At 66.7% G+C, this 22679-nt stretch carries 23 protein-coding genes and 1 tRNA gene; 19 read left to right on the top strand and 5 right to left on the bottom strand.

Features of this window, described 5'->3' with window-relative positions:
• The first annotated feature begins 46 nt into the window (after positions 1-46).
• Positions 47-122: transfer RNA gene (locus AMB_RS18880), tRNA-Glu, on the top strand.
• A 344-nt stretch (positions 123-466) separates the two neighbouring features.
• Here the strand turns inward: AMB_RS18880 and AMB_RS18885 are convergent.
• Complete coding sequence (locus tag AMB_RS18885) at positions 467-814, bottom strand: zinc ribbon domain-containing protein YjdM (RefSeq protein ID WP_011386087.1); 348 nt, start codon at positions 812-814, stop codon at positions 467-469.
• Between the two features lie 849 nt (positions 815-1663).
• On the opposite strand from AMB_RS18885, the gene AMB_RS18895 reads away from it, so the two are divergent.
• The 14 genes from AMB_RS18895 to AMB_RS18960 all read left to right on the top strand — a co-directional run bounded on the left by AMB_RS18895 (position 1664) and on the right by AMB_RS18960 (position 17192).
• Positions 1664-2770 carry a serine hydrolase domain-containing protein gene (locus AMB_RS18895; protein ID WP_043745240.1) on the top strand — a complete coding sequence of 369 codons (1107 nt, stop codon included), beginning with the start codon at positions 1664-1666 and terminating at the stop codon, positions 2768-2770.
• Between the two features lie 38 nt (positions 2771-2808).
• Positions 2809-3906 carry an alpha/beta hydrolase family protein gene (locus AMB_RS18900; RefSeq protein ID WP_011386090.1) on the top strand — a complete coding sequence of 366 codons (1098 nt, stop codon included), beginning with the start codon at positions 2809-2811 and terminating at the stop codon, positions 3904-3906.
• 121 nt (positions 3907-4027) lie between these two features.
• Positions 4028-7006 carry a hybrid sensor histidine kinase/response regulator gene (locus tag AMB_RS23595; RefSeq protein ID WP_011386091.1) on the top strand — a complete coding sequence of 993 codons (2979 nt, stop codon included), beginning with the start codon at positions 4028-4030 and terminating at the stop codon, positions 7004-7006.
• A 69-nt stretch (positions 7007-7075) separates the two neighbouring features.
• A complete protein-coding gene (locus AMB_RS18910) occupies positions 7076-7792 on the top strand; it encodes a Crp/Fnr family transcriptional regulator (protein ID WP_231848891.1) in 717 nt (238 codons plus the stop codon).
• A gap of 208 nt (positions 7793-8000) precedes the next feature.
• Positions 8001-8174: a Flp family type IVb pilin gene (locus tag AMB_RS18915; protein WP_231848892.1), complete on the top strand. Its 174-nt coding sequence runs from the start codon at positions 8001-8003 to the stop codon at positions 8172-8174.
• Between the two features lie 313 nt (positions 8175-8487).
• Positions 8488-8661 carry a Flp family type IVb pilin gene (locus AMB_RS18920; RefSeq protein ID WP_231848893.1) on the top strand — a complete coding sequence of 58 codons (174 nt, stop codon included), beginning with the start codon at positions 8488-8490 and terminating at the stop codon, positions 8659-8661.
• A 258-nt stretch (positions 8662-8919) separates the two neighbouring features.
• Positions 8920-9402 carry an A24 family peptidase gene (locus tag AMB_RS18925; protein WP_011386095.1) on the top strand — a complete coding sequence of 161 codons (483 nt, stop codon included), beginning with the start codon at positions 8920-8922 and terminating at the stop codon, positions 9400-9402.
• An 18-nt stretch (positions 9403-9420) separates the two neighbouring features.
• Entirely contained in the window at positions 9421-10323 is a 903-nt protein-coding gene (gene cpaB, locus AMB_RS18930) for a Flp pilus assembly protein CpaB (protein WP_011386096.1), read from the top strand.
• Entirely contained in the window at positions 10320-11807 is a 1488-nt protein-coding gene (locus tag AMB_RS18935; RefSeq protein WP_011386097.1) for a type II and III secretion system protein family protein, read from the top strand. The genes cpaB and AMB_RS18935 overlap by 4 nt, the downstream gene beginning before the upstream one ends.
• A gap of 11 nt (positions 11808-11818) precedes the next feature.
• Complete coding sequence (locus AMB_RS18940) at positions 11819-12514, top strand: CpaD family pilus assembly protein (protein ID WP_231848894.1); 696 nt, start codon at positions 11819-11821, stop codon at positions 12512-12514.
• 9 nt (positions 12515-12523) lie between these two features.
• Positions 12524-13705, top strand: a complete 1182-nt coding sequence (locus tag AMB_RS26835; RefSeq protein WP_011386099.1) for an AAA family ATPase — start codon at positions 12524-12526, stop codon at positions 13703-13705.
• A gap of 3 nt (positions 13706-13708) precedes the next feature.
• Complete coding sequence (locus tag AMB_RS18950) at positions 13709-15097, top strand: CpaF family protein (protein WP_011386100.1); 1389 nt, start codon at positions 13709-13711, stop codon at positions 15095-15097.
• Positions 15090-16082, top strand: coding sequence for a type II secretion system F family protein (locus tag AMB_RS18955; protein ID WP_011386101.1), 993 nt, complete (start codon positions 15090-15092; stop codon positions 16080-16082). Before AMB_RS18950 ends, AMB_RS18955 begins: the two co-directional genes overlap by 8 nt.
• A gap of 150 nt (positions 16083-16232) precedes the next feature.
• Positions 16233-17192 carry a type II secretion system F family protein gene (locus AMB_RS18960; RefSeq protein ID WP_043745245.1) on the top strand — a complete coding sequence of 320 codons (960 nt, stop codon included), beginning with the start codon at positions 16233-16235 and terminating at the stop codon, positions 17190-17192.
• Between the two features lie 132 nt (positions 17193-17324).
• On the opposite strand, the gene AMB_RS18965 is transcribed toward AMB_RS18960, so the two are convergent.
• Complete coding sequence (locus AMB_RS18965; RefSeq protein ID WP_011386103.1) at positions 17325-17672, bottom strand: hypothetical protein; 348 nt, start codon at positions 17670-17672, stop codon at positions 17325-17327.
• A gap of 162 nt (positions 17673-17834) precedes the next feature.
• Positions 17835-18605, bottom strand: coding sequence for a tetratricopeptide repeat protein (locus tag AMB_RS18970; protein ID WP_148207491.1), 771 nt, complete (start codon positions 18603-18605; stop codon positions 17835-17837).
• A 115-nt stretch (positions 18606-18720) separates the two neighbouring features.
• On the opposite strand from AMB_RS18970, the gene AMB_RS18975 reads away from it, so the two are divergent.
• From AMB_RS18975 to AMB_RS18990, 4 genes are all read left to right on the top strand, one after another.
• Positions 18721-19173 (top strand): pilus assembly protein N-terminal domain-containing protein, encoded by a 453-nt coding sequence (locus AMB_RS18975; protein WP_011386105.1) that lies wholly within the window; start codon positions 18721-18723, stop codon positions 19171-19173.
• Positions 19174-19257: 84 nt separating this feature from the next.
• Complete coding sequence (locus AMB_RS18980; protein WP_011386106.1) at positions 19258-19785, top strand: TadE/TadG family type IV pilus assembly protein; 528 nt, start codon at positions 19258-19260, stop codon at positions 19783-19785.
• Entirely contained in the window at positions 19782-20321 is a 540-nt protein-coding gene (locus AMB_RS18985; RefSeq protein ID WP_011386107.1) for a TadE/TadG family type IV pilus assembly protein, read from the top strand. The genes AMB_RS18980 and AMB_RS18985 overlap by 4 nt, the downstream gene beginning before the upstream one ends.
• Positions 20322-20323: 2 nt before the next feature.
• Entirely contained in the window at positions 20324-21718 is a 1395-nt protein-coding gene (locus tag AMB_RS18990; RefSeq protein ID WP_011386108.1) for a TadE/TadG family type IV pilus assembly protein, read from the top strand.
• A gap of 118 nt (positions 21719-21836) precedes the next feature.
• Here the strand turns inward: AMB_RS18990 and AMB_RS18995 are convergent, their stop codons facing one another.
• Positions 21837-22352, bottom strand: coding sequence for an ImmA/IrrE family metallo-endopeptidase (locus AMB_RS18995; RefSeq protein ID WP_011386109.1), 516 nt, complete (start codon positions 22350-22352; stop codon positions 21837-21839).
• Positions 22336-22662 carry a hypothetical protein gene (locus AMB_RS25775; protein WP_043745253.1) on the bottom strand — a complete coding sequence of 109 codons (327 nt, stop codon included), beginning with the start codon at positions 22660-22662 and terminating at the stop codon, positions 22336-22338. Before AMB_RS25775 ends, AMB_RS18995 begins: the two co-directional genes overlap by 17 nt.
• Positions 22663-22679 lie beyond the last annotated feature (17 nt).

A 22679-nucleotide genomic window follows, 5' to 3' on the forward strand; every position in this document is an offset into this window, starting at 1 on the left:
GATTTCCCCCCCAAGGGCGGCTATCAAGTCGCCCTCGCGCCTCGACGTCCCCTTCGTCTAGAGGCCTAGGACACCGCCCTTTCACGGCGGCGACACGGGTTCGAATCCCGTAGGGGACGCCACTATCAAAAAATCAGGGAATTTAATGCGTTAGCTCAAATTGCGAGCAGCGTTGTGAGCGCATTTGTGATGCGCCGCTGAAAATGCCCGGCGGCCAAATACGAAAGATGCCATAGCTATTGGCTACTTGGTCTTTCGAGCCTTGGGCTGTTCAGAGGCGGGGCTGGCTTTTGCCACATCTACTTCGACGGGCGAGATCTGTGGCTTTTCCGTTTGGTCAGCAACAAATAGGCTGACCAAACGGAGGCCACAATGAATGAGACCCGCGAATAGCCCCTAGCTTCGCAGACGCCTTCGTCCCTAAAAATGAGGCACGGAGGATTTGATGACGAAGACGCATTGCACCTTAGGCTTTCTTCACGAATTCTGACTTTAAGTTCATAGCGCCGATCCCGTCGATCTTGCAGGCGATGTCATGACCATCGACTGCATCGGTCACTAGGCGGATGTTCTTCACCTTGGTGCCGCCCTTGACCACCAGGGACGAACCCTTGACCTTTAGATCCTTAATCACGGTGACCGAATCGCCATTGGCCAACACATTGCCGTTGGCATCCTTGACCACGCTTCCGTCAGTGGCCTCCGCAGCGGTGTCGGGGTTCCATTCATGGGCGCATTCCGGGCAAATCATCAGACTGCCATCCGAATAGACATGTTCAGACGAACATTTGGGGCACTTCAACTCATCGCCCATTTATCGACCTCGTATTCACGACAAACTCAAAGGCTAGCATACCTTGTTGCCATGGCGGCACAAGGATCGCGCGCCTATCTTGGAGAATGCCGGGGTCACCCTGCTTTGAGCTACTCCCCGTTGGTCGGACAGATTTGGGGGACGTTTCAGCTACTCTCCGGGTCCGCGGATCCGTTTGGTTGAAGGTGTTCCAGTAGACCAGGGAGGAGCCTTCCGTTATGGGCTGCAAGTGGCTGGTCGTGGTTGTAGAAGGTCATCCAGCGTCCGATCTCCGCCCTTGCCTGCAATCCGGTTTCCCAGGCATGCCGGGACCGCACCGAGTCCTCGTTGACCGCAGCCTTCTTCTTGGCCCCGCGTTCGAAGATATCGGCTGCCCCGTCCAACGGGGCCTTCTTCCATTGAAGGATCATGGTCGGATGGACGCCATAGGCCGACGCAAGTTCCAACACCGTTCGCTCGCCCTACAGCGCCTCAAGGGCGACACGCGCCTTAAACGCCGCGTCATGGTTCCTGCGCTTCGACATCTCTGATCTCCTCGTCGCTGGGGATCTGCGACCATCAGATCGTAGCTTCCGCCAGTGTCCGATTTCCGGGGAGCAGCTCAATTTAGTCGGGACAAACCCACAGATTCGCGGCGAGACAAACGTGCTCGCGGCTGCATTCGGGGCACTTCATTCCGCTGGTCATCATCCACCTCGTCGATTTCGGGGGGCAGGACGGCCACTAACCCGCAGAATTGTGTGGCAATTCGGGAGGAACCGGAAAATCGAGGGCGCGGTTCGCCGGAAGTGTTGCAACTTGTCGCGTGATCCGGCCAGACTTGCCCTCGGGGCTACAGGCGGGGACTTGATGAAGAGCTGGCTGATATTCGTGATGGCATGGTTCGCCTGGGGCGTGCTGCCGGCCGGTGCCGCCCCCCTGGACCAGACCCTGGCGCAGGTGATGGAGCGTTTTCACTTCCCCGGCGCGGTCCTGCTGGTTTCCGGGCCGCAGGGAACGGAGATCGCCACCGCCGGCACCGCCAATCTGGCGGCGCCGCGCCCGGTGACCGAGGCCACCCGCTTCCACATCGCCTCGGTCGGCAAGATCCTGACGGCAATCGCCACCCTGCAATTGGTGGAGGAAGGGCGGCTGTCCCTCGACGCTCCGGTTCGCCCCTTCCTCGACCCGCCGGAGGCGACGCGCCTGACCCACATCGACTCCGCCGATGTCGCCGGCCTGCTGTCGCACACCTCAGGGCTTCCCGACTGCCTGCGCAACGGCCCGTTCTCGCTGCCCGAGCACCCCTCGCTGACCTGGACCGCATCCGAGGCCCTGCGGCTGGGCCGATGCCGCGCCGCCACCGAACCGGGACGGTTCGCCTATTCCAATTCCAACTACATCCTGCTGGGACACATCCTGGAAAAGCTGGACGGAGGCGATCTGGCCGAGATTCTGGGCCGGCGGATCCTCGCCCCGCTGGGCATGGGCGACAGCGCCGTGCGGGTCGCCACCTCCGATCCGCTGCTCGCCCACGGCCATCGCCGCAATCCGGATCAGCCAGGCCACCGCCCAGCCGGGCCGGTGGCCTGGTCGTCACGGCTGGGCGACGCCCCGCTGACCACCACGGCCCGCGATCTCGAGCGCCTGATGGTCAGCCTGTTCCGCCCGGGCAAGACGCGGGTGCTGCCCACCCGGATGGTGGCCGCCATGGCCATCGAACGCGGACGCGCCGACGGCGAAGGCTATGGCCTGGGCCTGCAGGTGACCGAGACGGACCTGGGCTTTCGCTATGGCCATAGCGGCCGCTTCGGCGGTTTCGCCGCCGAGGCCTGGTACTATCCCGACCGGGACCGCATCGTCATCCTGCTGGCCAATGGTGACGAGTTCTCGGAGACCGACCCCATGGACCTGATCGAGGAACAGCTGTTCCCGCCCGCCGATCTGGTGCAGGCGGCCGAGATCGGCTCACCCTGAAGACGGAACCTGACCGCCCCTACAGAAAGGTCGCGCCTATGCATCGGTTGTTCAGCATCCTGTTCCTCTTCCTCGTTCTTGCCGCTCCCGCCCGGGCGGCGGGACTGATCGAGGAGGACACCACCATCGAGGCCAGGTTCAGGGACGGGACCGTGGCGCTCGAGGCCCTGGTGGTCCGCCCCGACGACGGACGCAAGCACCCGCTGGTGGTGCTCAGCCACGGGGCGCCGCGCAAGGCCGACGACCGCGAAGGCATGCGGGCCCGCAACCAGATCGCCAATGCCCGCGAATTCGCCCGCCGGGGCTGGGTCGTGGTGGCGGTGATGCGCCGGGGTTATGGCGAATCCCAGGGTGAATACGTGGAAAGCTCGGGGCGCTGCGACGATCCCGACTACGTCAAGTCCGGCCGGATCGCGGCCGACGACATTCGCCAGACCATCGCCCGCATGGCGGAAAAGCCCTATGTGGATGCCTCCAAGGTGGTGGCGGTGGGCCAGTCGGCCGGCGGCTTCGCCACGGTGGCCCTGACCGCCGATCCCCCCCCCGGCCTGGTGGCCGCCATCAGCTTCGCCGGCGGGCGGGGCTCCACCAAGCCCGACACCGTCTGCACCGAATCCCGTCTGGTCGACGCCTTCCGCACCTTCGGGCGCACGTCGCGCGTTCCCATGATGTGGGTCTACACCCAGAACGACCATTTCTTCGGCCCCGCTTTGGCCGGGCGCTTCCACAAGGCCTTCACCGAAGCGGGCGGCCGGGCGCAATTCGTCGCGGCCCCCGAATTCGGCACCGACGGTCATTACCTGTTCTCCACCAAGGGCGCCCCCCAGTGGACGGGCTACGTGGAACGGTTCCTGGCCTCCCAGGGGCTGACCCAGTTCGAGCGCCCCCTGCCGCCCCGCGATGCCTCGGCCATCCACTACCCCAAGGGCCTGACGGAGAATGGGCGCACCGCCTTCGCCAAATATCTGGACGGCGCCACCCACAAGGCCTTCGTGATGTCGTCGACCGGAGCCTTCGGCTGGCGGACCGGGCGCAAGAGCGCCGAGCAGGCCGTCGAGGAAGCCACGGAATTCTGCGCCGCCCACACTTCGAAAAAGTGCTATGCGGTGATGATCGACGACGACATGGTCCAGTGATCGGGCCGGGTCTTCCCGGCCCCTTTGCCCTTAAATCCATTAACATTGGGCCGGAAATCGGTTTATAGGACGCTGCTATATCTTTCGACCCCGACCCAATGGGATAGTCGATAGATCCAAGATGAGTCTCGCCGATACCACCAATGCCAGAACGGGACGCAACGCGGCGCTCGCCGTGGCGAGGCCCGGCCGTCTTGTCCTGGTCGTCGGGGGGGTGTTCATCGCCTTGCTGCTGGCCGTGACGGCGGTCACCGTCTATGTCCAGCGGCAACAAAGCATCGGCGAGTGGCGCAGCAACCTGTCCAATCTCTCGCGCCTGCTGGCCGAGCATGCGCGCCAGACCATCAACGCCGCTGATCTGGTGCAGAAATCCATCGGCGACCGGGTGGTCGAACTGGGCATCGAGACCGAGGACGACCTGCGCCGGATGCTGGGCAGCCGCGCCACCTTCGAAGCGCTGCGCGACAAGGTCAGCGGCGTCCCCCAGATCGACGTGGCCACCGTGGTGGCGACCAATGGCGACGTGGTGAACTTCACCCGTTCCTACCCGCCGCCGCCCATCAATCTGGCCGACCGCGACTATTTCAAGGCGCACTTCGCCGATCCGGACCTCAAGTTCTTCCTCAGCCTGCCGGCCAAGAACCGCGGTACCGGACGGTGGACCTTCTACCTGACCCGCAAGATCAGGAACAGCCATGGCGCCACCATCGGCCTGGTGCTGACCGGCATCGAGAGCGCCTTCCTCAGCGAGTATTACAAGGCCGTCAATTTCAGCGAGTTCAGCGCCATCTCGCTCTATCGCGACGATGGCGGCCTGCTGGCCCGCATGCCCGAGCGCGATGATTCCATGGGCAAGGTCCTGCCCCAGCCCGGCATTCAGGCCCTGAGGGACGGAGTCGAGACCTTCATCACCAGCGAACCCCGCCTGGTCGACCAAAGCGACAGGCGCTTTCGCATCGTCGCGCCGCGGGCGGTGGCCGGCTATCCCCTGGCGGTGATCGTCGCCGCCACCGAGGAGCTGGTCCTGGCCGACTGGCGGCGAAAGGCGCTGATGCTCGGCGCCGGTTCGGGGGGGCTGTCCCTGCTGCTGCTGGGGCTGATGGTGTGGATCGCCCGGCTGCTGGACAACCGCGAGACGGCCATGGCCACCGCCCGGCAGGCGCAGCAGGTGGCCGAGCGGGCCAATCAGGCCAAAGCCGCCTTTCTCGCCACCATGAGTCACGAAATCCGCACCCCCATGAACGGGGTGATCGGCATGACCGGCCTGCTGCTGGACACCCAACTGGACCCGGAACAGCGCCACTTCGCCACCACCATCCGCGATTCCGCCGAATCCCTGCTGACCGTCATCAACGACATCCTCGACTTCTCCAAGCTGGAGGCGGGAAAGCTCGACCTGGAAAGCACCGATTTCGAGCTGGTCGGTCTGGTGGAAAGCATCGTCGACATTCTGGCGCCCCGCGCCCATGCCAAGGGAATCGAGATCGCCAGCATGGTCGATCCCGACCTGCCCGCCTGGGTGCGCGGCGATCCCGGGCGGCTGCGCCAGATCCTGATGAACCTGGCGGGCAACGCCATCAAATTCACCTCCCATGGCGGCATCTCCATCGAGGTCAGGGACGAGACGTCGCCGGACGGAGCGGGACGCCTGCGCTTCGATGTCAGGGATACCGGCATCGGCATTCCCCAAGACGCCATCGGCCGACTGTTCTCCATGTTCATGCAGGTGGATGCCTCCACCGCCCGGCGCTACGGCGGCACCGGCCTGGGGCTGGCCATCAGCAAGCGGCTGACCGAGATGATGGGCGGCACCATCGGCGTGGAAAGCACACCCGGCGCCGGAAGCCTCTTCTGGTTCTCCCTGCCGTTCCAAATGGTGGAAACGGCCCCGCCCCAGCGGCCAGACCTGGCGGGACGCCGCATCCTGGTGGTGGACGACAGCCCCATCAACCGCGACGTCCTGGAGCGGCAATTGCGGGGCTTCGGCGTTATCGTGGCGTCCTGCGCCGACGCGGAATCGGCCCTGGCGGAGCTTGGCCGCGCGGCGGCAACCGGCACCCCCTGGGAGGCCGCCATCATCGATGCCCGGATGCCCGGCGTGACGGGGTCGGATCTGATCGGCCGCATCCGGGCCGAGCCGGTCCTGGCCCCCATGGGCCTGATCATCGCCTCGTCCCAGGGACTGAGCCCCGAGGACGGCTCCCCCAAGGCCGACGCCTTCATCCACAAGCCGCTGCGCCGCCAGACCATCCTCGCCGTCCTGGCCCGGGTTCTCGGCCTGCCTCACGACCCCGGCCTGCAGGATAGCCCCGAATCGGAACCGGAGGCCATCCCGCGCCCCGCACGCCGCTTGCGAATCTTGGTGGCCGAGGATAATCCGGTCAACCAGCAGGTGGCCGTGGGCCTGCTGCGCAAGCTGGGCCATTCGGTGGACGTGGCCGCCGATGGCGCCGAGGCGGTGGAGGCGGTGCGCTCGCGCCCCTATGATCTGGTGCTGATGGACGTGCAGATGCCCGAGATGGACGGGCTGCAGGCCACCGCCGCCATCCGCGCCCTGACCGGCGGCGCCGAGCGGGTTCCCATCGTCGCCATGACCGCCAACGCCATGCGCGGCGATGACCGGATGTGCCTGGATGCGGGCATGGACCGCTACATCAGCAAGCCCATCGATCGGCGGAAGCTGATGGAGGTCCTGGCCCAATACGCCGCCGAACCGCCCGCCGCCAAACCGCCTCAGGCGGAGAATCCGGCTCCCTCGGCGGTCGAGATCGACGTGCTCGATCTCTTGTGCGAGGACCTGGGCGTCGAGACCGTGGTGGAAATTCTGGCCAAGTTCTTCGAGGACGCCACCTCGCGAGAGGCGGAGTGCGCCGCCGCCCTGGCCCGCGAGGATCACGAGCGCGTCCGGCGCGAGGCCCACGCCATCAAGGGAGCCGCCGCCAGCCTGGGGCTGACCGATATCCGCCGGACCGCCGAGGCGATGGAGGCGGCCGTCCGCTCCGGCGCCCCCATTGCCGCCCCCCTGGCCGCGCTGTCGGACGCCATCGTCAGGCTTCCCGCCGTCCTGGCCGGCTCGGCCTACGCCCTGCCGCGGGATTAACCCGGGCTGGGGCCAAGGCCGTATTGAAAAGCGGCCGGTCCCGGCCGATACTCGTCACGGGGACGGGTGTTGCTGACGGGTTCGGACATGATGGACGTGATCGACGGCGGCTTGGCCCGCGTATCCCTGTTTTCCCACATGGACCAGGCGGCGCTCGGCGATATCGAGGCGCGCTGCAATTGGGCGCGGGTGCCGTCGGGCAGCCAGATCTTCGACAAGGATAGCGATACGCTGGAGGTCTATTTCGTGGTCGAGGGCGCGGTGCGCATCCTGACCACCGGCGCCGACGAGCGCGAGGTGGCCCTGGCCGACGTCATCGCCGGCAATTACTTCGGCGAACTGGCCGCCATCGACGGCATGAAGCGCTCGGCCCGGGTGGTCGCCACCAAGGATACCGTGCTGGCCTCGCTGGAGGGCGGCGCCTTCCTCGACCTGATGCGCCAGTATCCCCCCATCGCCATCAAGGTGGTGGAGCGCCTGACCCGCATCGTGCGCAGCCTGGACACCCGGGTCGCCCAGCTTTCCAGCCAGAACGAGAGCCAGCGGGTCTGGGGGGAAATCCTTCGCCTCGCCCAGCCCGATCCGGCCCAGCCCGAATCCTGGCAGATCGCCGATCTGCCCAATCACAAGGAAATCGCCGCCTGGGCCGGCACGTCGCGTGAAAAGGTGGCCCAGGCCATCGGCGAGTTGGCCCGCGAAGGCGTGGTGCGCCGCCGCTCCATGGGGCTGCTCATCTGCGATCTCGCCCGCCTGCAACTGATGGCGGCCTCGCGCGGGGCGGCCTGACGGCCAGTACCGCTAAAACGTGAACTGATCATCGGAAATAAAACTTATGTCTCTGTGTGAGTCTTCACAGACGGCATTGGTATGGTATGGCATATTTTGTCTCACGAGATAGAGGGCGGGAAACAAGACATAGTCTGGACCCATAACTCTCGAACGGAAGCGATGGTGAAAGTCAGAGTTTCCGGAACACAATTCAAGGAGATAGAAAATGTTCACTTCCATCCGCACTCTGATGACCAAGCTTTCCCGTGACGAGCAGGGCGCCACCGCCATCGAATACGGTCTGATCGCCGCCCTGATTTCCATCATCGCCATCCCCGGCATGCTGATGGTCGGCCCGCGCATCCTGGCAGCCTTCACCAATATCGCCGGCAGCATGTAGTCGGAACCGGCGCCGCTTCGGCGGCGCCCTCCGGACGTGAGTTGGCGGTCCAAGAAAAAGAGGCGCTTCTCCCCGTGAGAGGCGCCTCTTTTTCTTGGAAGCGTCCACAGCGTTTTCATAAAATTTGAAGGAACTCGTGCAAATAAAATTTAGTTCTATGTGCATACTTTCACAGAAACAAAGGTCATAGCGTGGCACATTAGGCCTCAAGAGATACGGGGCGGGAATGTAGAGAACAACTTACACCTTCATATCTCATAGACAAAAACGACGGCAGGCCAAGCCGGCCACGATGAAACCAAGGAGACAGAAAATGTTCACTTCCATCCGCACTCTGATTATCAAGCTTTCCCGTGACGAGCAGGGCGCAACCGCCATCGAATACGGCCTGATCGCCGCCCTGATTTCCATCATCGCCATCCCCGGCATGCTGATGGTCGGCCCTCGCATCCTGGCGGCCTTCACCAATATCGCCGGCAGCATGTAATCGGAGCTGGCGCCGCACAAGCGGCGCCGCCTGATTGAAGTCACCACCAAAATAATTGAGGCGCCTTTCCACCGGATGGCGCCTCAATTATTTATACGCATTGCGTCGGCAAGCGATTGACAAAAGGTAAAACTTTAGTCTCTGTGGACAGACTCACAGTCGGCATAATGGCTAAAGCAGTAGGGTCTTTTCCAGGATGCGGGCGGGCATGGACCATGGCACTTTCCGGGGAAGGTGGCCCGGGTCCGGGAGGCGGGAATGGGCGACATCATCTTGATCCTATCGGCGGCGGTTTTCGTCGTGGCTCTGCTCGACGCCGCCTGGGGCGATCTGCGGGCTCTGCGCATCCGCAACCGGGTTCCCCTGGCCCTTCTGGCGGCCTTCGTGCCGGCGGCCCTGGCCGGGGGCCTGAGCGGCGAGGACTGGCTGCTGCATCTGGGCACCGGCATGGCCTGCTTCGTGGTGGCGGCGATCCTGTTCAGCCTGGGGGTCTGGGGCGGCGGCGACGCCAAGCTGGTTCCGGCCGTCACCCTGTGGCTCGGCCCGGCCGCTCTGCCGCGTTTCCTGCTGGTCATGGCGGTGGTCGGCGGCCTGGTGGCCCTGGCCGCCCTGGTGCGGCGCCGCGCCGAGGCGGGAAGCCTGCGTCCGGCCCTGCGCACCCACGTCCCCTACGGCATCGCCATCGCCGCCGGCGGCCTGGACTGGGCGGCACTCAGCCTGCTGCCCCGACTGACCGGCTGAGCGGGCAAGAGGTGCATCATGCGACCCATCGTCATCATCGTCGTCGTGGCGGCCCTGGCAGCGGGAGGCACCGCCATGCTGGCCAAATCCTGGCTGGACCGGCAGGAAGCCCGCCGCGCCAAGGCGGCCGACGAGCCCGCCACGGTCGAGATCCTGATCATCAATCGCGACGTCCCCTCGGGCGCGGCCCTGGCGGGTGACGACCTGCGCTATGAGAGCTGGCCCAAGGCCGCCGTTTCGCCCCGTCTGGTGACGCGCAAGCCGGGCGAGGATTCCAAGGCGGCCTTCGTCGGCATGATCGCCCGGCGGCCCCTGGCCGAGGGCGAGCCGGTCTCGGCCGCCACCACCTTCCGCCCCGAAGCCTCGGGCGTCATGGCGGGATTGCTGGCGCCGGGCATGCGCGCCATCTCCATCGCCATCACCAATCCCACGGCGGTGTCGGGCTTCGTCACCCCCGGCGACCGGGTGGACGTGGTGCTGGCCTCCGACATCAAGAAATCCGAGGAAGGCATCAATGCCGAGGCGGGGAGCGGCCTGCTGCTGCGCTATGGCGCCGAGACGGTGCTGGCCGACCTCCGGGTGCTGGCCATCGACCAGCAGATCACCCGGGGCCGCGACGGCGCCCCCATCCAGGGCAAGACCGCCACGCTGGAAGTGACGCCCAAGCAGGCGGAAATTCTCACCGTGGCCGGCATGATGGGCACGCTGCAACTGTCGCTACGGCCCCAGCGGGGCGAGGACGGCGCCGCCAAGCCGGCAATGGGCGAGGTGCTGGACTTTACCGCCGACCTGGAAGCGGGCAAGGTGCTCCAGGCGGTGGTCGGCTTCAAGCCGAAGGCCGAGCGGAGCGCGGCCCCCGCCCCCACGGGCGTGCGGGTCAACCGGGCCGGCCAGATCAGTTCTGAGGGGATGGGACGATGACGGGGCGTCTGCTTGTTGCGGCGGTGTTGGCGGTTTTCCTGGCGGCCCCGGCCTGGGCCCGGGACGAGGAACCGCCGCCGCCCCTGCCCGCGCCCCGCGCCAAGGTGGTCACTCTGGGCTCGCCGTCCGAGGCCGCCCCCAGCCCGAGGCCCGGCACGCCGCAATCCCTGCGCGGCCTGTCCTCCGCCGCGGCGGAATCCATGCAGGTACCGGTGGGCAAGAGCATCGACCTGCCCCTGCCCGGCGCCGTCAAGGAGGTGGTGATCGGCAATTCCGACATCGCCGACGTGATCGTGCGCACCCCCCACATGGTGCACATCACCGGCCGGGCGGTGGGCCAGACCAACGTCTTCCTGATGGATCGCTCGGGCCGGGTCATGCGCCGCATCGACCTGGCGGTTGCCATCGATTCCCAGGCGGTCAAGGACGCGCTGCGCGCCGTGCTGCCCGAGGAGCGGGCCATCACCGTGGAAGCGGTGGCCGACAGCCTGTATCTCTCGGGCTCGGTGAAGAACGACGGTGCCGCCCGCGACGCCAAGATGGTGGCGCGACGCTTCGTGGCCGACGACGGCAAGCTGGTCAACATGATCCGGGTGGTCAACGAGCAGCAGGTGCTGCTCCACGTCAAGGTGGCCGAGATCCAGCGCACGGTGCTCAAGGAGCTGGGCTTCGGGCTGACCGCCAACAAGTCCATTTCCCTGCCGGGCACTGCCAGCCTGAGTTCCTTCACCACCAGTTCCACCGTGGGCCTGATCGATTCGTCGAGCACCGCCATCTTCGGCACCGCCACCGTGACCGGCCTCGGCGCCCTGGCCGCCAATTTCAACATCCTGGAGAACCAGGGCCTGATCCGCACCCTGGTGGAGCCCAACCTGACGGCGGTGTCGGGCGAGACCGCCACCATGCTGGCCGGTGGCGAGCTGCCCATTCCCGTCTCCACCACCAACGGCTCCATCAGCGTCGAGTTCAAGCCCTATGGCGTGTTGCTGTCCTTCACCCCGGTGGTGCTCGATCCCGGCCGCCTCAGCCTCAAGATGAGCACCGAGGTCAGCGCCATCGATACCGCCAACAAGACCGCCATCACCACCACCATCTCGGTGCCGGCCTTCAAGGTGCGGCGGGCGGGATCGACGGTGGAGCTGCCGTCGGGCGGCTCGATCATGATCGCCGGGCTGCTGCAGAACGACATCACCGCCAACATCGCCGGACTGCCGGGGCTGATGGACCTGCCGGTGCTGGGGGCGCTGTTCCGCTCCAACGCCTTTCAGCGCAACGAGACCGAACTGGTGGTGATCCTGTCGGCCTATGTGATCCGCCCGGTGGATCAGCCCAATCTCTCCACCCCCAATGACGGCTTCGCGCCCAGTTCGGACCTCAAGCGCTTCCTGCTGGGCCGGCTGCAGGACACCTATACCACCCGGGGCAAGGGCGAGCCCGCCGCTCCGCCCGCCCTGCAGGGGCCCTACGGCCACATCGTCCAGTGAGGAGGATCATCATGACCCCGCTCCGCGCCCTCCTGCCCCTCCTGCTGCTGGCCGCCTGCGACCCCGCCGACCTGACCGAGCACGATTACCGCCTGTCCCATCCCATCGTCGTGGAGGAGAAAGCGGCGGTGGCCCTGTTCGCCCGCCCGGCCGAGGGCGCGGCGCTGTCCGACGCCGACCGCGACCGCCTGGGCCGCCTGGCCGAGGAATCCGCCCGGCGCGGCGCCGGCCCCATCCAGATCAGCGTCGGAGCCTTGCCGGGCGAGGAGGCGGGCGCCCTGGCCTTCGCCCAGACCCTGGCCGACACCCTGCGGGCCTGGGGCGTGGGGCCGGTCTCGGTTTCCGTGGCCGGCGGCGCCGACGCGGTGCCGCAGCCGGGAATCGCTCAGGTCCGCGTGCCGGTCTGGGAGGCCAAGGCCCCGGAATGCGGCAATTTCGAGCGCGGCCTCAACCCCAATTACAGCAATGCGCCCCACAGCAACTGGGGCTGCTCGATCCAGCGCAACAAGGCGCTGATGGTGCAAAACCCCGCCGATCTGGTCCGTGCCCGCGAAACCTCGGGCCGCGACGGAGCCCGCGCCACCACCGTGCTGGAGAAATACGGCAAGGGCGAAGCCACCGGCGCCGCCAAGGAAGGCATCGCCGCAGGCTCCACCTCGGACGTAGGCTCGTCGTCGGGCGCCAAGTCCTCCGGCGGGTCCAAGTAGGAGATTGCCATGGTCCTCCGCCTGACCATCGAGGCGTTCTGCACCAGCCAAGAGACGGCCCAGGCCCTGCGCGCCGCCGGGGCCGAGCGGCAACTGGCCAAGTCGCGCCTCGCCCTGCTGGACGGCGGGCTGGCGGCGGCCATCGGCCATTACGCCGACCTGCCCACGCCCCAGGTGCTGGTGGTGGAGGAGAGCGACCCCGCCCTGCTGCGTTCGCGCCTCGACCAGCTGGCCGAGGTCTGCGTCGCCGGCACCAAGGTGGTGGTGATCGGCCCGGTCAACGACATCCGGCTGTACCGCGAACTGATGGCCAAGGGCGTCGCCGACTACCTGCCCGCCCCGGTCGTCCCCCGCCAACTGGCCGACAGCCTGACCGGCCTGTTCGCCGACCCGGCCTCGGCGCCCCGGGCCCGGGTGGTGGCCTGCTGGGGGGCGCGCGGCGGCACCGGCTCGTCCACCATGGCCCAGAACCTGGCCTGGGCGGCGGCGCGGCATCTGGCGGAGAAGGTCATTCTCATCGACCTGGACATCGCCTTCGGCACCTCCATCCTGGCCTTCAACCTGGAGGCCAAGCAAAGCGTCGCCGATGCCCTGGCCCATCCCGAGCGCCTGGACGAGGTCCTGATGGACCGCTGCATGGCCGAATACGACGACCACCTCCAGGTGCTGGCGGCGCCGGGCGACGGACGCAGCCGCGTGGCCATGTCCTCCGAGGCAGTGGAGCATCTGGTCGAGCTGGCGTCGCGCATGGCGGCGCTGGTGGTGCTGGACGTCCCCCATGTCTGGGCGGAGTGGAGCGAAGGTCTGCTGGCCGCCGCCGACGAGGTGGTGATCACCGCCATTCCCGACTTCGCCTCCCTGCGCGACACCAAGGCGCTGCTGGAACTGCTGTCGCCGCGCCGCCAGGGCATGGCGGCGCCGCGCCTGGTGCTCAACCGGGCCGAGAACGGCCGCAAGGCGCAATTGTCGTCCAAGGACTTCGCCGACACCCTGAAGGTGGTGCCCGCCCTGACCGTCCCCGCCGACCCGGCCCTGTTCGGCGAGGCGGCCACCGAGGCCCGCATGCTGGCCGAGGTCTCGGCCAACCACAAGATCGTCCAATCCCTGGGCCAACTGGCCGCGACCCTCAGCGGCAAGGCCGCGCCGGTGGGGCGCAAGCCCAAGGGCCTGCTGGACTGGCTGAGGAGGTAGGCCATGTTCGGCCGACGCTCGGCTCCCCCCGACCCCAAGTCCGCGGCCCCACGCGAGACGGCCAAGGCGGCGACGGCAACGCCCCTGGCCCAGCCGGCGCCCGGACGCGGAGCCGAGCCCGACCAGCGCCTGTCCGACATCAAGATCGCCATCTTCAACGACCTGATCGATTCCGTGGACCCCACCGAGCTGGGCAAGCTGGAACCGGCCCAGGTGCGCGAAGAGATCTCGGACATCGTCGCCGAGATCATCTCCATGCGGAACCTGGTGATCTCGGCCGCCGAGCAGCAGGTGGTGATCGCCGACATTTGCAACGACGTGCTGGGCCTGGGGCCGCTGGAACCCCTGATCGCCCGCGACGACATCGCCGATATCATGGTCAACGGCGCCGGCAAGGTCTACATCGAGACCGAGGGCCGCATCGAGCTGACCGACATCAAGTTCCGCGACAACGCCCAGCTGATGAACATCTGCCAGCGCATCGTGGCGGCGGTGGGCCGCCGGGTGGATGAATCCAGCCCCATCTGCGACGCCCGTCTGGCCGACGGCTCACGCGTCAACGTCATCGTGCCGCCCCTGGCCATCGACGGGCCGACGCTCACCATCCGCAAATTCAAGCGCGAGAAGCTGACCCTGGAAAAGCTGGTGGAGTTCGGCTCGCTGTCCGCCCCGGCCGCCCGCGTGCTGCAGATCGCCTCGGCGGTGCGCTGCAACATCCTGATTTCGGGCGGCACCGGCTCGGGCAAGACCACCTTGCTCAATTGCATGACCCGCTACATCGACCAGACCGAGCGCATCGTCACCTGCGAGGACGCCGCCGAGCTGCAATTGCAGCAGCCCCACGTGGTGCGCCTGGAAACCCGCCCGCCCAACCTGGAAGGCGCCGGCGCCGTGACCATGCGCGATCTGGTGAAGAACTGCCTGCGCATGCGGCCCGAACGCATCATCGTCGGCGAGGTGCGCGGCCCCGAGGCCTTCGACCTGCTCCAAGCCATGAATACCGGCCATGACGGCTCCATGGGCACCATCCACGCCAACACCCCCCGGGACGCCCTGTCGCGCGTCGAGAACATGGTGGCCATGGGCGGCTATTCCCTGCCGGCCAAGGCGGTGCGCGAACAGATCGCCTCGGCGGTCAACGTCATCGTCCAGGCGTCGCGCCTGCGCGACGGCTCGCGCAAGATCACCCACATCACCGAGGTGGTGGGCATGGAGGGCGAGGTCATCACCTTGCAGGACCTGTTCGTCTTCGAATTCGAGGGCGAGGATTCGCGGGGTCGTATCCTGGGCCGCCACCGGCCCACCGGCCTGCGCCCCGCCTTTTGGGACCGCGCCCGCTATTACGGCCTGGAGCGCGATCTGGCCGAGGCCCTGGGAGAGGTCCATGTTTGAGGCCCTCGCCCGCCTGCCGCCCGAGATCGCCGTGCTGGTGGCGGTGCTGCTGGTCGCCCTGGTGGTGCTGGGCTGGGCCTTGGTCAGCCTGATTCACGGCCCCCGCGCCAGGCTGAAGCGCCGTCTGGCCGCGGTGGCCGGCGGCCAGACGTCATCGCGCCGGACGGCCGTCCGCGGCCCCCAGCGCAAATCGGTGCAGGCCCGCCTGAAGGCGGTGGAGGGCTCGCGCCAGCGCCATTTCGGCTGGCGCTTTCGGGAACAGCTGATGCAGGCGGGCTGGCGGCTGGAGGTCTGGCAGTATCTGGCGGGCTGCGCCGTCCTGGCCCTGCTGGTACTGGGAATCGGCGAAGCTTCCGGCCTGCCCCTGGTGTGGAGCGGTCTGGCCGCCCTCTGCCTGGGACTCGGCATCCCCAAGCTGGTGCTGGGCATGGCGGCGGGCAAGCGCCTCAAGGCCTTTGCCTCCCAGTTCGCCGATGCCCTGGACGTGGTGGTGCGCGGCATCCGCTCGGGCCTGCCCTTGGGCGAGTGCATCGCCATCATCGGCCGCGAGATGCCCGACCCGGTCGGCGCCGAGTTCCGCCAGATCACCGAGGGCACCCGCATCGGCCTGACCCTGCACGAGGCCCTGGGCCGGGCGGTGGAGCGCATGCCCATGGCCGAGATGCGCTATTTCGCCATCGTGCTGGCCATCCAGCAGCAGACCGGCGGCAATCTGGCCGAGACCCTGGCCAAGCTGTCCGACGTGCTGCGCGCCAGAAAGCGCATGCGCGACAAGGTCCAGGCCTATGCCGCCGAAGCCCGCGCCTCGGCCGCCATCATCGGCTCGCTGCCCCTGGTGGTGGTCGGCATGCTGGGTCTGGTGGCGCCCCAGTACATCGCGCTGCTGTTCACCAGCGACTTAGGCAACATCCTGCTGGCCATCGGCGTCGGAACCGAGGCCATGGGGGTGCTGGTCATGCGCAACATGATCAATTTCGACATCTGAGGAGGGCAGGATGTTTGTTCGCACTCTCCCCTGTCATCCTGAGCGTAGCGAAGGATCTCCGTCCGGCACGGCGGTTCAGGGTCGTAATAGGTGGAGCAGGACGAGATCCCTCCTCCCGATGGTCGTCGGGATGACGGGCCGGGTGAAGCCATGCTGACCACCCTCATCATGCTGACGGCGGCCCTGGCGGCGGCGGCGTCGGTGCTGGCCGTCGCCCTGCCGCTGCTGGCCCGCGACCGCCGGGCGTCGCGCATCAAGGCGGTCTCCAACCGTCGCCGCGAATTGTCCGAGCGCCAGAAGGCGGAGCTGGATCAGGCCCGCGCCACCAGCCGCCGGCGGGGCGCCAGGCCGCAGCGCCGCGTCGCCCTGATGCGGGCGGTCATCGACCGGCTGAAACTGCAGGACCTGCTGGAGGCCAAGGCGCTCCGGGCCCAACTGGCCTGTGCGGGCTGGCGCAGTCAGGCGGCGCCGCTGACCTTCATCTTCGCCCGCGTGGCCTTGCCGGTGATCCTGCTGGCCCTGGGCCTGATCTACGCCACCACCCTGTTCGACGAGCAGCCGCTGATGATCCGCGCCTTGATCCTGGCGGCGGCCATGGGCATCGGCGCCCTGCTCCCCAATATCTGGCTCACCAACGCGGTTCAGAAGCGGCAGATGGCGCTGAGCCGCGCCTTTCCCGACGCGCTGGACCTCATCGTCATCTGCGTCGATGCCGGACTGTCGGTGGAGACGGCGCTGGGCCGGGTCACCGAGGAAATGATGATCAGCGCCCCCGAGATGGCCGAGGAGATCGGACTGACCGCCGCCGAGCTGGCCTTCCTGGCCGACCGCCGCCATGCCTGGGAGAACTTCGCCGAGCGCACCGGCCTGCCCCAGGTCAAGTCGCTGGCCACCGCCCTCATCCAGTCGGAGAAATACGGCACGCCGGTGGCTCAGGCCCTGAAGGTCATTTCCCAGGAAAACCGCGAGGGCCGCATGGCCGCCGCCGAGAAGAAGGCCGCCGCCCTGCCGGCCAAGCTGACCGTGCCGATGATCGTCTTCTTCCTGCCGGTGCTGTTCCTGATCATCGCCGGCCCGGCGGCGATCCAGGTGTCAGGGATGATGAAGTAATACCAGCCTGCGTTGAGTGAAACTCATCGCGGGTTGGATAGGCCCAAAGGGCCGCGCGCCTTATGGCGCGGGAGGCAAGGGCGCGGAGGCGCCCGCCCCGCCGCGTGAGGGCGTTGCGGTGATCGGTTTCGATCACCGCGACTGGAATAAGCCTGCCCGCCCGCGGTGATAGGTGGGCGGCAAGGGATGCGGCGGAGCGCATCGGCGCTTCATTTCCAGGGTGCAGGCCTTGCCGCAATGCCGGTCCATTTCATGCAGCCGCCACCGGCCCGGTTCGAACCATTTGCGGGCGAACCTCTCGGCCTCGGCCCGGTCGGCGAATTTCGCCTCGTCGAACTTCACCACGCTGTAGGCGGTGGCGCCACGGCCCTTGAGCCACTCCACCATCTCCATGAGAAGGTCGACCTGGTGCCCGCCCCAAATATTGGCGGCGCCACGGATGCAATATTTCATGTCTGGTGGCGTGCGCTGCTTGGTCATACCAGTTGAGTGCCGTTGACTGTGCTTTCGACACAGTCATCCTGCCGACCAAGGATTATTTATCACACGACCTTATTGAAACAACTTTCGCCGATATTCGCCGATTCGGCGCAATCCTGGCGGAATTTGTGTCGCGGCACGACACAGCCGACACCGTCAGGCTCAGCGTCGCGCCGAAGCCGCCAGGGCGCGCAAGGTCTCGGCATTGGCCTTGGCCTGCTCCGGCGACAGGTCGCGCCGCGCCATGCGCTCGGCCTCGGCCCCGTTGCCCTTGAGCGCCAGCAGCAAGGCCAGATTCTGACGCACCTGGGCGGTGGCGGCGGGCAGGTCGGCGGCCCGGCTCAGGGTCGCCAGCGCCGCATCCAACTGTCCGGACAGAGCCTGGGACAGGCCGAGATTGTTCAGCACGGCGGCGTTGTCGGGAGTGATCTCCAGGGCCTTGGCATAGGCGGCCTGGGCCTCGGCGGCATGGCCCTGGGAATCCAGCGCCACGCCCAGGGTGGAGTGGATATCCCAATTGCCCGGGGCCAGAATCCGCGCCTCTTCCAGGCTCTTGATGGCCAGACCGGCCCGGTCGGCGGCCAGATAATCCTTGCCCATTTCCAGCAGGCTGGCTGCCTCGCGGCTGTTGCGGGCGAGATGAGCCTGCATCAGGTCGGCCGCCGCCTGCCCCTGGCCGGAATAGCGCAGGTTGCGCGCCAGGGCGACGGCCAGCCCGCCGTCGTCGGGCCGGCGCTGATACAGGGTGGACAGATGCTGGACGGCGCCCTGATAGTCGCGGCCGGCCTCGGCCGCCTGGGCGGCGGCACGCAAGCTGGGCTCGACCCCCGCGGACATGCCGCCGCTCTCGCCCAGCCCCCCGGTCAGGGAGCAGGCCGACAGCATCAGGGCCAGGGCCAGGGGCAGGGGCTGAGCGGCAAAACGGGCTTTCATGATCCGGACTCCGTGAATTCGTCCATTGTTCATAGACCTTTGTGAAGACTACCACTGTGGCGCGCTTCATTCATGTCTATGATGGCGGCGTCACCATAACCGGTCGAGGCGCGCCATGAAGGCCCGGCAATCCCTGTTCCTGATGCTTGCCGCCCTGCTGTGGGCCGCCCCCCTGGCCGCCCGGGCCACCGAGGCGCTGGAAATCCCCCTGGGCGGCGCCACGCTGCTGCCCATGCGGGGCGTCGCCCGCTCGGTGGTGGTGGGCAATCCCGCCATCGCCGACGTCACCGTCGACGGGCCGCGCACCATCACGGTGTTCGGCAAGGCGCCCGGCGGCACCACCCTGGCGGTGCTCGATGCCGGCGGCGGTGTGCTGGTGCAGCGCCAGGTGGTGGTTCTGGCCGGCGGCGAGACGTCGGTGACCCTGCGCTACGGCACGGGCAAGACCTGGGTCCCGGGCGGCGCCACCGCCATCGTCGATTGCGGCCCCACCGCCTGTGCCCCCGCCAACACCCTGGCGGGCGAGAGCCCCTACAAGGCCAAAGGCGTCGGTCCGGCTCCCCGATAATCCTTGTGGATTTGTGACCCTCACCACGGAATATGACGTTCGGTCATGTCATCATAGGGCCCTGATCACCTCAGAGGCGATGTCATGGTCCGGGCTCTGCTGCACATGTTGGGAATTCTGAAGCGCGACCGGCGTGGGTCGGTGACGCTGGAATATTCCATCCTGCTGCTGCCGGCGCTGATGATCCTGTTCGGCACCTTCGAGATGGGGATGGTGATCTTTGAGAATTCGGTGGTGGAGGGCGCCACCCGCGACGCGGCCCGGCGCCTGCGCACCGGCCAGGCCCAGACCAGCGCCAACCCCGCCTCCACCTTCCAGCAGACGTTCTGCGCCTCGCTGTTCAGCCTCTACAAGTGCTCGTCCTTCACCTTCGACGTGCGCAGCTTCTCCGACTTCACCACCATCGCCCTGCCCGCCCCCCAGTTCGACGCCCAGGGCAACGTCACCAACGCCCAGTTCACGCCGGGCGGGGCGGGCACCATCACCACAGTGCGGGTGATCTACCGCCATGTCTTCTCGACGCCGCTGATCGGGTCGCTGATGGGGGCCGGGACCGGCAACACCCTGGGCATCACCGCCACCGCCGTGTTCAAGACGGAGCCCTATTCATGAGCCCGGCCCGCCTCAGACGCCTTTGGCGCAACCGACGGGGCGTGGCGGCGGTGGAGTTCGCCCTGTGCCTGCCCATCATGATCACCGCCCTGCTGGGCACCGTGGAGATCGCCAATCTGGTCAAGAGCTATGGCAAGGCGGTGTCGGCGGCCCAAACGGTGGCCGACCTCACCGCCCAGTCGCCGTCGCTGACCACCGCCCAGATGGATTCCATCCGCACCGCCGCCCAGCGGGTGCTCGATCCGCTGGTGACAACCACCGCCAATCTGGGCATCGACGTGATCAGCGTCGGCTATGACGCGGCGGGCACACCGTCGCAGCTTTGGCGCTACCAGTGGGGGGCGGTGTCGGGCAGCCCGTCGCTGGCCGGAGCCAAGGGCCTGGGCGTGCAGGGCGAGAGCGTCATCATGGTGCGCCTTGCCTATATCTGCGTCCCGGTGCTGCACCACATCGTCCCCAGCAAGACCTTCACCGAACTGTCCTATACGCGCCCCCGGCTGGTGCGCAAGATCGCCCTCAACGGGGTGGGAGGCTGAGCATGATCCGCAATTCGCTGTCCCGCCTGATGACGTGCCGCAAGGGCAACATGGCCATCATCCTGGCCATCGGCCTGTTGCCGATCATCACCACCATCGGCCTGGGCGTGGACGTGGCCCGCGCCTATGCGGTGAAAAGCCGGATGTCCGCCGCCCTGGACGCCGCCGCCCTGGCGGTGGGCTCCAGCAGCGGCACCGACGCCCAGCTTTCCGCCGTGGCGCAGAAGTTCTTCGACGCCAATTACCCGACCGGCGCCCTGGGCGCCCATCCCAGCGTTGCCGTCAAGGTCACCGGCGACGTCATCTCGGCCTCGGCGGTGGCGGAGGTGGACACCGTCTTCATGAAGGTGGTGGGACTGAACGACGTGCCCGTCCATGCCGACAGCACCGTGAACCGCCAGATCGCCGGGCTGGAACTGGCCATGGTGCTGGACAATACCGGCTCCATGACCACCAACAACAATATCCAGGCGGTGCGCGACGCCGCCAACCAGCTCACCGACATCCTGTTCGGCACGGCCACCGTGCACCCCTATCTCAAGATCGCTCTGGTGCCCTATTCGGCGGCGGTCAACGTCGGCTCGGTAGCACCCAGCCTGATCACCACCGGCGACACCTACGCCCCCAACGACCTGCTGGGCTGGAAAGGCTGCGTCGTCGAGCGGGCGGGCGCCAACGGCGTGGGCGACACCTCGGCGGCCACGGCGCCGTGGACCCGCTACAAGTGGCTGCCGGCCGTCGACAACAATTACGACGCGACCAAATCCTCCACCGTGCTGGCCAACCCGTCCAACGGCAACGCCTCCACCGGTCCCAACCTGGGCTGCCCGACGGCCATCACCCCGCTCACCAACGTCAAGGCGACGCTGACGCCGGCCATCAACGCCATGGAGGCCTGGAGCCGGGGCGGCACCCTGTCGGATGTGGGCATGGCCTGGGGCCTGCGCGTCCTGTCGCCCGAGCCGCCCTTCACCGAAGGCCTACCCTGGGGCACGCCCAAATGGAGCAAGGCGGTGATCCTGATGACCGACGGCGACAACCAGTTCTACAAGCTGACCAGCACCACCGGCGGCAACAAGGTCAACAGCGCGGTGAACTCGGATTACGGCGCCTATGGCCGCCTGGACGAACTAGGCCGCATCGGCACCACCAACGCCACCACCGCCAAGACCACCATCAACACCCGCCTGACCTCGGTGTGCAACGCCATGAAGGCCAAGAACATCATCGTCTACACGGTGACCTTCACCTCGGGCATCAACCAGGCCACCAAGGACATCTACAAGGCCTGCGCCACCGATGCCTCCAAGTATTTCGACTCGCCCTCCCAGGACGAACTGAAAAGCGCCTTCCGCGCCATCGCCACCAGCCTCAGCAACCTGCGGGTCAGCCAGTAGACGGACCTCGCCGGCCGGGCACTACGGCCGCCGCGCCCTGACCGCCGCAGATGCTGGACATACCGCACCGCGAGGCGAAGAAACCGTGCCTACATCATTTCCCATGGGGCAAAGCGCATCATGCCGACTTGAGAGCGGCAAAGCCGACCTTCCCCAGCCGCAATTCGTCGATCCGAATTCGCGCCGCGGCTGGCGAAACTCGAAACTCTTTCGCCATCTCAGCATCAGACCGGATGCCCTCGCTCCACTTCCTGCGAACGACATCGGCGGGCATCAGAAGGCCTGCCGCAAATCGGTTCGCCTGCACTTCTTGTTCGTCAGAAAGATTGGCACTGCGATACATGGCGTTATCCGTGACCCCGGTTCCAATCAAATCCCGATGAAGCACATAGTGTGCGATTTCATGAGCCAAAGTGAAGCGACGCCGGTTTGCATGGTGCTTCTGGTTAATCGAAACTCGGAAGCGACCGCCCGCCACCCGCTCAATTTTGCCAGACACATCCGGGGGAATCTCTGCATCCAAGGTGACGTCCAGGCCAAGAGCCCTAGCCATCGCGTCAAGGTCTACCGGCGCAGAACTCATGAAGTCGCTAACGATTTCAATTGCAGAACGCTTTTCAGCTTGACGTTCCATTTTCCTCTCCGGCTTCAGCTTGCGCGAAAGCATCACCATGTTCCGACTCGCTCCGGCGAACCTCCCGGACCGTAGCCTCCGCAACTCGGGTGGCCACCGCTTCGGCCTTCTCCCCCGCAATTTCAGTGGCTTTCTTTTCGGCAGCTTCGCGAGCCATTTCCTTGATTTGTGTATAGCCCCACACTGCCGCAATAGCGAGCATGATGGCCAACACGGCAAGGATGGCGGTAACCGCCGTTAGGATGATTGAGCTACTCCCCGGAAATTGGACACTGACGGAAGCTACGATCTGATGTTTGCTGATCCCCAACTACGAGGAGATCAGAG

Source organism: Paramagnetospirillum magneticum AMB-1 (assembly GCF_000009985.1).
Taxonomy (GTDB): Bacteria; Pseudomonadota; Alphaproteobacteria; order Rhodospirillales; family Magnetospirillaceae; genus Phaeospirillum; species Phaeospirillum magneticum.